The sequence below is a fragment of the Lentzea sp. genome (assembly GCF_036380075.1).
Taxonomy (GTDB): domain Bacteria; phylum Actinomycetota; class Actinomycetes; order Mycobacteriales; family Pseudonocardiaceae; genus Lentzea.
In genome coordinates this window covers 21,605-28,806 of the sequence record NZ_DASVFL010000075.1, presented here as the reverse complement: position 1 = coordinate 28,806, position 7,202 = coordinate 21,605, and the positions used below count along the sequence as shown (strand labels likewise).

Annotated in this window: 7 protein-coding genes; 6 read left to right on the top strand and 1 reads right to left on the bottom strand. The window is 70.3% G+C overall.

From position 1 onward, the window contains the following. The 6 genes from VF330_RS09985 to VF330_RS09960 form a co-directional block, all read left to right on the top strand. Positions 1-697, top strand: a 697-nt coding sequence (locus tag VF330_RS09985) for a (2Fe-2S)-binding protein (RefSeq protein ID WP_330851239.1), incomplete at its 5' end; no start/stop codon positions are given. Positions 698-796: 99 nt separating this feature from the next. Further along, positions 797-2,098, top strand: coding sequence for a nitrate/nitrite transporter (locus VF330_RS09980; protein WP_330851238.1), 1,302 nt, complete (start codon positions 797-799; stop codon positions 2,096-2,098). A gap of 72 nt (positions 2,099-2,170) precedes the next feature. Continuing rightward, positions 2,171-4,627, top strand: coding sequence for a nitrite reductase large subunit NirB (gene nirB, locus VF330_RS09975; protein WP_330851237.1), 2,457 nt, complete (start codon positions 2,171-2,173; stop codon positions 4,625-4,627). Further along, complete coding sequence (gene nirD / locus VF330_RS09970; RefSeq protein ID WP_330851236.1) at positions 4,624-4,935, top strand: nitrite reductase small subunit NirD; 312 nt, start codon at positions 4,624-4,626, stop codon at positions 4,933-4,935. The genes nirB and nirD overlap by 4 nt, the downstream gene beginning before the upstream one ends. Next, the gene (locus VF330_RS09965; RefSeq protein ID WP_330851235.1) at positions 4,932-6,026 is read left to right on the top strand and encodes a uroporphyrinogen-III synthase; all 1,095 of its coding nucleotides are present in this window, start codon (positions 4,932-4,934) and stop codon (positions 6,024-6,026) included. The genes nirD and VF330_RS09965 overlap by 4 nt, the downstream gene beginning before the upstream one ends. Then, a complete protein-coding gene (locus VF330_RS09960) occupies positions 5,978-6,739 on the top strand; it encodes a sirohydrochlorin chelatase (protein ID WP_330851234.1) in 762 nt (253 codons plus the stop codon). The genes VF330_RS09965 and VF330_RS09960 overlap by 49 nt, the downstream gene beginning before the upstream one ends. A 79-nt stretch (positions 6,740-6,818) precedes the next feature. Here the strand turns inward: VF330_RS09960 and VF330_RS09955 are convergent, their stop codons facing one another. Then, positions 6,819-7,145 carry an MGMT family protein gene (locus tag VF330_RS09955; RefSeq protein ID WP_330851233.1) on the bottom strand — a complete coding sequence of 109 codons (327 nt, stop codon included), beginning with the start codon at positions 7,143-7,145 and terminating at the stop codon, positions 6,819-6,821. Between the last annotated feature and the right edge of the window lie 57 nt (positions 7,146-7,202).

The window sequence follows — 7,202 nt, the reverse complement described above, 5'->3', positions numbered from 1 at the left end:
CCTGGCCGTCGAGGCGGGACTGGCGGTCGACCGCGGGATCGTGGTCGACGACGCGTTGCGCACCGACGACCCGCGCATCCACGCCATCGGCGACTGCGCGCAGCACCCCGGCACCGTCTCCGGTCTCGTGCAACCGGCGTGGGACCAGGCGGCCGTGCTCGCCGACCGCCTGACCGGCGCGAACCCCGCCGCCCGTTACCGGGGCACGTCCGTCGTCACGCGGTTGAAGGCGCGCGACGTCGACCTCGCGGCGCTGGGTGACGTGCACACCGACGTCGACTGCCCGGACTCGGAAGTCCTGTGCTTCCAGGAACCCTCGCGCGGCCGGTACGCGAAGCTCGTGCTGCGCGACGACCGGGTGGCGGGCGCGATCGTGATCGGCGCACCGGACGCGGCCGCCACGATCACCCAGCTCTACGACCGGGGGATCCCCGCACCGACCGACCGCCTGGCGTTGTTGCTCGGCCGCGCCCTCCCCGCCGAGGCCGCGTCACCCGCCGACCTGCCGTCCAGTGCGGTGATCTGCCGGTGCAACACCGTCTCCAAAGGACAGATCGTGTCGGCCTGGCGTGCGGGCGCGGAGTCGTTGCCGCAGCTCGCGGAGGCCACCCGGGCGACCACCGGGTGCGGTGGCTGCAAGGACGCGGTGTGCGGGCTGCTCGACTGGCTCGGGGCCTCACAGCCGCAGCCGGCGTGATGTGCGGCGGAGTTGCCGTCGCCGTCACAGGGCAGAACTCCCTGGTAATGCCCGGTTCCTAGGTTGATGCGCAGTCGCCGACCCCGCGGAGGAAAGTTCATGAGCTGGATCGACCACTGGGAGCCGGAGAAGCCCGAGTTCTGGGAGTCCACCGGCAAGCGGATCGCCCGCAAGAACCTGGCTTTGAGCATCTTCGCCGAGAACCTCGGGTTCAGCGTGTGGGTGCTGATGAGCATCGTGGTGGTGAGCCTCGGCTCCGTCGGGTTCGACTTCAGCGTGGGCGAGCAGTTCTGGCTGCTGATCGTGCCCAACCTGGTCGGCTCGCTGCTGCGGGTGCCCTACACGTTCGCCGTGCCGAGGTTCGGTGGCCGGCTGTGGACGACGATCAGCGCCGGGCTGCTGCTGATCCCGTGCGCGATGCTCGCCTACGCGGTGTCGACGCCGGGCACGCCGTACTGGTTCTTCCTGCTCACCTCGGCCGCGATGGGCCTGGGCGGCGGCAACTTCTCGTCGTCGATGGCGAACATCTCGTTCTTCTACCCGGAGGGCAAGAAGGGTCTGGCCCTGGGCATGAACGCGGCCGGCGGCAACCTCGGCGTCGCGGTCACGCAGCTGATCGTGCCGTTCGTCATCACCATCGGCACCGGGATCCACCTCGCCTACGCGGCGCTGATCTGGATGCCGTTCATCGTGCTCGCGACGGTGCTCGCGTGGTTCTTCATGGACAGCCTCACGCAGGCCAAGCCGGACGGTCAGTCGTACAAGCTCGCGTTGTCCAACCAGCACACGTGGGTGATGTCGTTCCTCTACATCGGCACGTTCGGCTCGTTCATCGGCTACTCGTTCGCGTTCCCGTCGCTGATCAAGCTGAGCTTCGTCGACCACAAGGGCTGGGTCGCGCTCGCGTTCCTCGGCGCGCTGATCGGCTCGGTGGCCCGCCCGTTCGGCGGCTGGCTCGCGGACCGCGTCGGGGGCGCGAAGGTGACGGTCGGGACGTTCGTCGGGCTCGCGATCGGCACGATCGGCGTCATGGTCAGCGTCGACACGCGCAGCTTCCCGCTGTTCTTCGGCTCGTTCATCGCGCTGTTCGTGCTGGCGGGCGTGGGCAACGGCTCGACGTACCGGATGATCCCGGCGATCTTCCGCACCCAGTCCGCCGACGACAAGTCCGCGAAGCGCCAGGCGGCGGCCGTGGTCGGCATCGCGGGCGCGATCGGCGCGGCCGGTGGCGTGCTGGTCAACCTGGTCTTCAAGTTCTCGCTGGAGGGCTCGAAGACGCTGACGCCCGCGCTGACCGCGATCCTCGTCTTCTACGCGCTCTGCCTCGGCACGACCTGGTGGTTCTACCTGCGGCGCACCGTGTTCGCGGCCCGTCCGTCGCTCGCCCACGCGGGCGTTTAACAGCGCGGACACACAGCAGACCTCGCGACGACACACCGCCCGATGACGATTCGGGCGGGAGGAGGGACTCCGATGACTCGAACGCTGGTCGTGGTCGGACACGGAATGGTCGGGCACCGGCTCGTCGAGCTGCTGCAAGGATCCGAGTGGCGGGTCGTCGTGTTCGGCGAGGAGTCCCGTCCCGCCTACGACCGCGTGGCGCTGTCGTCCTATGTGGACTCCTGGAGTTCCGCGGACCTGGAGCTGGCGCCGTTGACGGGGTGCGAGCTCCGCCTCGGCGAGAAGGCCGTGTCCGTGGACCGGGAACGCCGGGTCGTGGTCGGCGCGTCCGGCGTCGAGGTCTCCTATGACGCGCTGGTGCTGGCCACCGGGTCGGTGCCGTTCGTGCCGCCGGTGCCGGGCCGCGACCTGCCCGGCTGCCACGTCTACCGCACGATCGACGACCTGGACGACATCCGCGCGACCGTCGAGGCGGCGTCACGCCCCGGCCGGCGCTCCGGCATGGTCCTCGGCGGCGGCCTGCTCGGCCTGGAGGCCGCCAACGCCTTGCGCGGCATGGGGGTCTCGCCGCACGTCGTCGAGCTGGCGCCGCGGCTGATGCCGATCCAGGTCGACGAGGGCGGCGCCGGGCTGTTGAAGCGGCTGGTCGAGAAGCTCGACCTGACCGTGCACACCGGCACCTCCGCGTCCTCCATCGAACGCGACGGGACACGACTGATCGCGAAGCTCGCCAACGGGCTGGAGCTCGACCTCGACGTCGTGGTGTTCAGCGCCGGCATCCGGCCGCGGACCGACCTCGACCTCGGGTTGGAGCTCGGTCCGCGCGGCGGTTACCTGGTCGACGCCACGTGCCGGACCGCCGACCCCCACGTGTTCGCGATCGGTGAGTGCGCTTCCGTCGAAGGCGTGGCGTACGGGCTGGTCGCGCCCGGTTACGCGATGGCGGAGGTCGTCGCAGACCAGATCGCCGGTGGCAGCCGGGTGTTCCCAGGTGCCGACGTGTCCACGAAGCTGAAGCTGCTCGGGGTGGACGTGGCGTCGTTCGGCGACGCGCACGCTGTCACCGAAGGCGCGTTGGAAGTCGTGGTGAACAACGCGGTCGCCGGCACCTACAGCAAGCTCGTGGTGTCCGACGACGCCCGCACGTTGCTCGGCGGTGTGCTGGTCGGCGACGCGTCCTCGTACCTGTCGCTGCGGCCGTTGGTGGGCAAGGAGGTTCCGGCGGCGTTGTTGCAGCCCGGCGGTGCCGTCGACGTCGAGATGCCCGCGGACGCGCAGGTCTGCTCGTGCCACGCCGTGACGAAGCAGACGATCACCGACGCCATCGGGTCCGGTGTCGCGTGCGACGTCGCGGAGTTGAAGGCGTGCACCAAGGCCGGCACGGGCTGTGGTTCGTGCGTGCCGATGCTGAAGAAGCTGCTGACCGAGTGCGGTGTCGAGCAGTCCAAGGCGTTGTGCGAGCACTTCACCCACTCGCGGGCCGAGCTGTTCGAGATCGTCCGCGCGACGCGCGTCACGACGTTCTCGGAGCTGATCGCCAAGCACGGCAGCGGGCGGGGCTGCGACATCTGCAAGCCCGCGGTGGCGTCGATCCTGGCGTCGCTGGGCAACGGGCACATCCTGGGCGAGACGCAGGTGTCGTTGCAGGACACCAACGACAGGTTCCTGGCGAACCTACAGCGCAACGGCACCTACTCGGTCGTGCCGCGCATCCCCGGCGGCGAGATCACGCCGGAGAAGCTGATCGTCATCGGCGAGGTGGCCCGCGACTACGGGCTCTACACGAAGATCACCGGCGGCCAGCGCATCGACATGTTCGGCGCGACGGTCGACCAGCTGCCCCTCATCTGGCGCCGGCTGGTCGACGCGGGCTTCGAGTCCGGGCACGCCTACGGGAAGTCGTTGCGCACGGTGAAGTCCTGCGTCGGCACGACCTGGTGCCGTTACGGCGTGCAGGACTCGGTCGGCCTGGCCATCGAGCTGGAGCTGCGCTACCGGGGCCTGCGGTCGCCGCACAAGCTCAAGTCGGCCGTCTCCGGCTGCGCGCGGGAGTGCGCCGAGGCGCGGAGCAAGGACTTCGGCGTGATCGCCACCGAGAACGGCTGGAACCTCTACGTGGGCGGCAACGGCGGCTTCACCCCGCGGCACGCCGACCTGCTGGTGTCCGATGTGGACACTGAGGAGCTGATCCGGATCATCGACCGGTTCCTGATGTTCTACATCCGCACGGCGGACCGGCTCCAGCGCACGTCCGTGTGGCTGGAAGGGCTCGACGGCGGGCTCGACCACCTGCGCGAGGTCGTGGTGGAGGACAAGCTCGGCATCTGCGCCGAGCTGGAGGCGGCGATGGAGTCGCACGTCTCCGACTACGCCGACGAGTGGCGCGGCGTGCTGGAGGACCCGGAGAAGCTGGCGCGGTTCACGTCGTTCGTCAACGCGCCCGGCACCCCGGACCCCTCGATCTCGTTCCGCGCTGAACGTGGTCAGCGCGTCCCCGTCTCCCTGGGCATCCCGGAGGTCGCCAGGTGATCGTCTGTGACTTCGACGTGCTGAGGCCCGAGCAGGGCGTGGCGGCCCTGCTCCCCGACGGCTCGCAGGTGGCGGTGTTCCTGACCGCCGACGGCTCGCTGCACGCGCTGGACAACGTCGACCCGTTCAGCGGCGCCGCGGTCCTGTCCCGCGGCATCGTGGGCGACCGCGGCGGCGTCCCGGTCGTGGTGTCGCCGGTCTACAAGCAGGCCTTCGAGCTGGCGACCGGCAAGTGCCTGGACGAGCCGTCGGTGTCCGTGGCGGTGCACCGGGTGCGCGTGCGCGACGGCGTCGTGGAGCTGACATGACGGCACCGCTGGCGGGCTTCACGATCGGCGTCACCGCGGCCCGCCGCGCCGACGAGCTCATCGCCCTGCTGGAACGCAAGGGCGCCTCCGTGCTGCACGGCCCGGCCCTGCGCATCGTGCCGCTGCCCGACGACGCGTCCCTGCACGAGGCCACGTCGGCGTTGCTGGCCTCACCGGTGGACGTCGTCGTCGCCACGACCGCGATCGGCTTCCGCGGCTGGTTCGAGGCCGCCGAGGGATGGGGCCTGGCGAACCGCCTGCACCGCGCCCTGTCGTCGGCCGTGGTGCTGCCCCGCGGTCCGAAGGCCAAGGGGGCGGTCCGTGCCGCCGGCCTCGTGGAGACGTGGTCGCCGTCGTCGGAGTCGAACGCAGAACTGTTGCAGTACCTGCTGCGCATGGGCGTCGCCGGCAAGCGGGTGGCCGTGCAGTTGCACGGGGAACCGCTACCGGACTTCGTGAACACCCTCGCCGCCGCCGGCGCCGACGTCGTGGAGATCCCGGTCTACCGCTGGGAGCCGCCCGCGGACATCCGCCCGTTGGAGTCGCTCATCGACTCGGTGCTCGGCGGCCAGGTCGACGCCCTGACGTTCACCAGCGCACCGGCCGCGGCCTCGGTGCTGCGCACCGCCGGCCCCCGGCGCGCGGAACTCGTGGAGGCGTTGCGCCGCAACGTCCTCGTGGTCGGCGTCGGAGCCATCACCGCCGGACCGCTGGTGGCCGCCGGAATCCCCGTGGTGCAGCCGGTCCGGTCGCGGATCGGGTCGATGGTGCGGGAACTGGCGGTCGAGCTGCCCGCCCGTGCCACGCGGTTGCGGATCGCGTCCCGGGAGATGGAGATGCGCGCCGCCGCCGTGGTCATCGACGGCGAGCTCCGGCCCGTCGCTCCGGCTCCGATGGCCGTGCTGCGGTCGCTGGTGGCCGCGCGGGGACGGGTGGTGTCCCGGCAGGAGCTGCTGGCCGCCCTGCCGTCCGGCGGCGAGGAGCACGCGGTGGAGACCGCCATCGGGCGGCTGCGGACCGCTCTCGGGTCGCCGCAGATGGTGTGCACCGTGGTCAAGCGTGGTTACCGGCTAGCGATGGAGCCTGCGTGAAGCTTGTTCTGGCGTTCCACGGGACCCGTGATCCTCGTGGGGTCGCGGTGTGTTCTTCCATCGCTTCGATGGTCGCCGCGTCTGTGGATGTTCCGGTTGTCGTTGCTTATGCGGACGTTCTGCAGCCCGATGTTCGGTCTGTTGTGGACGGTCCCTGTGTTGTGGTGCCGGTGTTCCTGGCGGCTGGGTATCACGTCCGGGTGGACATCCCCGCGCAGATCGGGTCTCGGCCTGGGGTGGTGGTAACTCCGCCTCTCGGGGTGGATGCCGTTCCCGCTGTGCGGGAGCGGTTGGTCGAGGCCGGGGTTCGGGCCGGGGACTCCGTTGTGCTGGCCGCGGCCGGGTCTTCCGATGCTCGGGCATTGGCTGATGTTCAGGCGGCTGCTCGGTTGTTGGGGGCTGCCGGGGTCGGGTTCGTGGCCACTGCCGTGCCTCGGGTTGCTGATGTCGTGGCCCGGTTCTCCGGACGGGTCGTGGTGGCTTCGTGGTTGTTGGCGCCTGGGGTCTTTCACTCGTCGTTGGCGGGGTGTGGGGCTGAGGTTGTGGCTGAGCCCGTGGGGGCTCATCCGTTGGTGGTCGAGGTTCTGGTTCGGCGGTATTTCGAGGCGTTGGGGTTCCAGCGCGGTGGCGTCGGGGTGGTCGGTTCCGGTTCCAGCGTGGTCGTGCACCCCCGGACGGAAGATCTGGGTGCATCGCCGCTGGCGCGTCGATAGCGATTGGGTTGACCGGCTCTGATCGGCGTCAGGGGTGACTGCTCGCCTTCGGCGTCGCGCTCGCCACCAGCCGGGGTGTTCACCAGAGGCCTGGCGGGTCCTCCTGGGCCTCCTTGCGCGCGTCCTCCCAGCGGTAGTCGCGCAGGTTCACCTTGCCGTCCAGGTTCGGGACGCCCTCCTCGTGGAGGAGTTGCAGCTGCGTGTCCCGCAGGTGCGGGGCGCAGGTGCCGTCGGCCTTCAGGACTCGTTGCCACGGCAGGTCGTGGCCGTCCTCCATCAGGATTCGGCCCACCAGCCGCGGGGACGGGGCCTTCGCGAGATCTGCGATGTCGCCGTAGGTGGCGACTCGTCCGCGTGGGATCGCCTTGATGAAGTCGCGGACCCGCTCGTGGATCTCTTCGTCCATCCCGCGAGTCTAGCTAGATCGTTTTCGGCCACGGGGTGCCGTCGGGTTCGGGCGCGG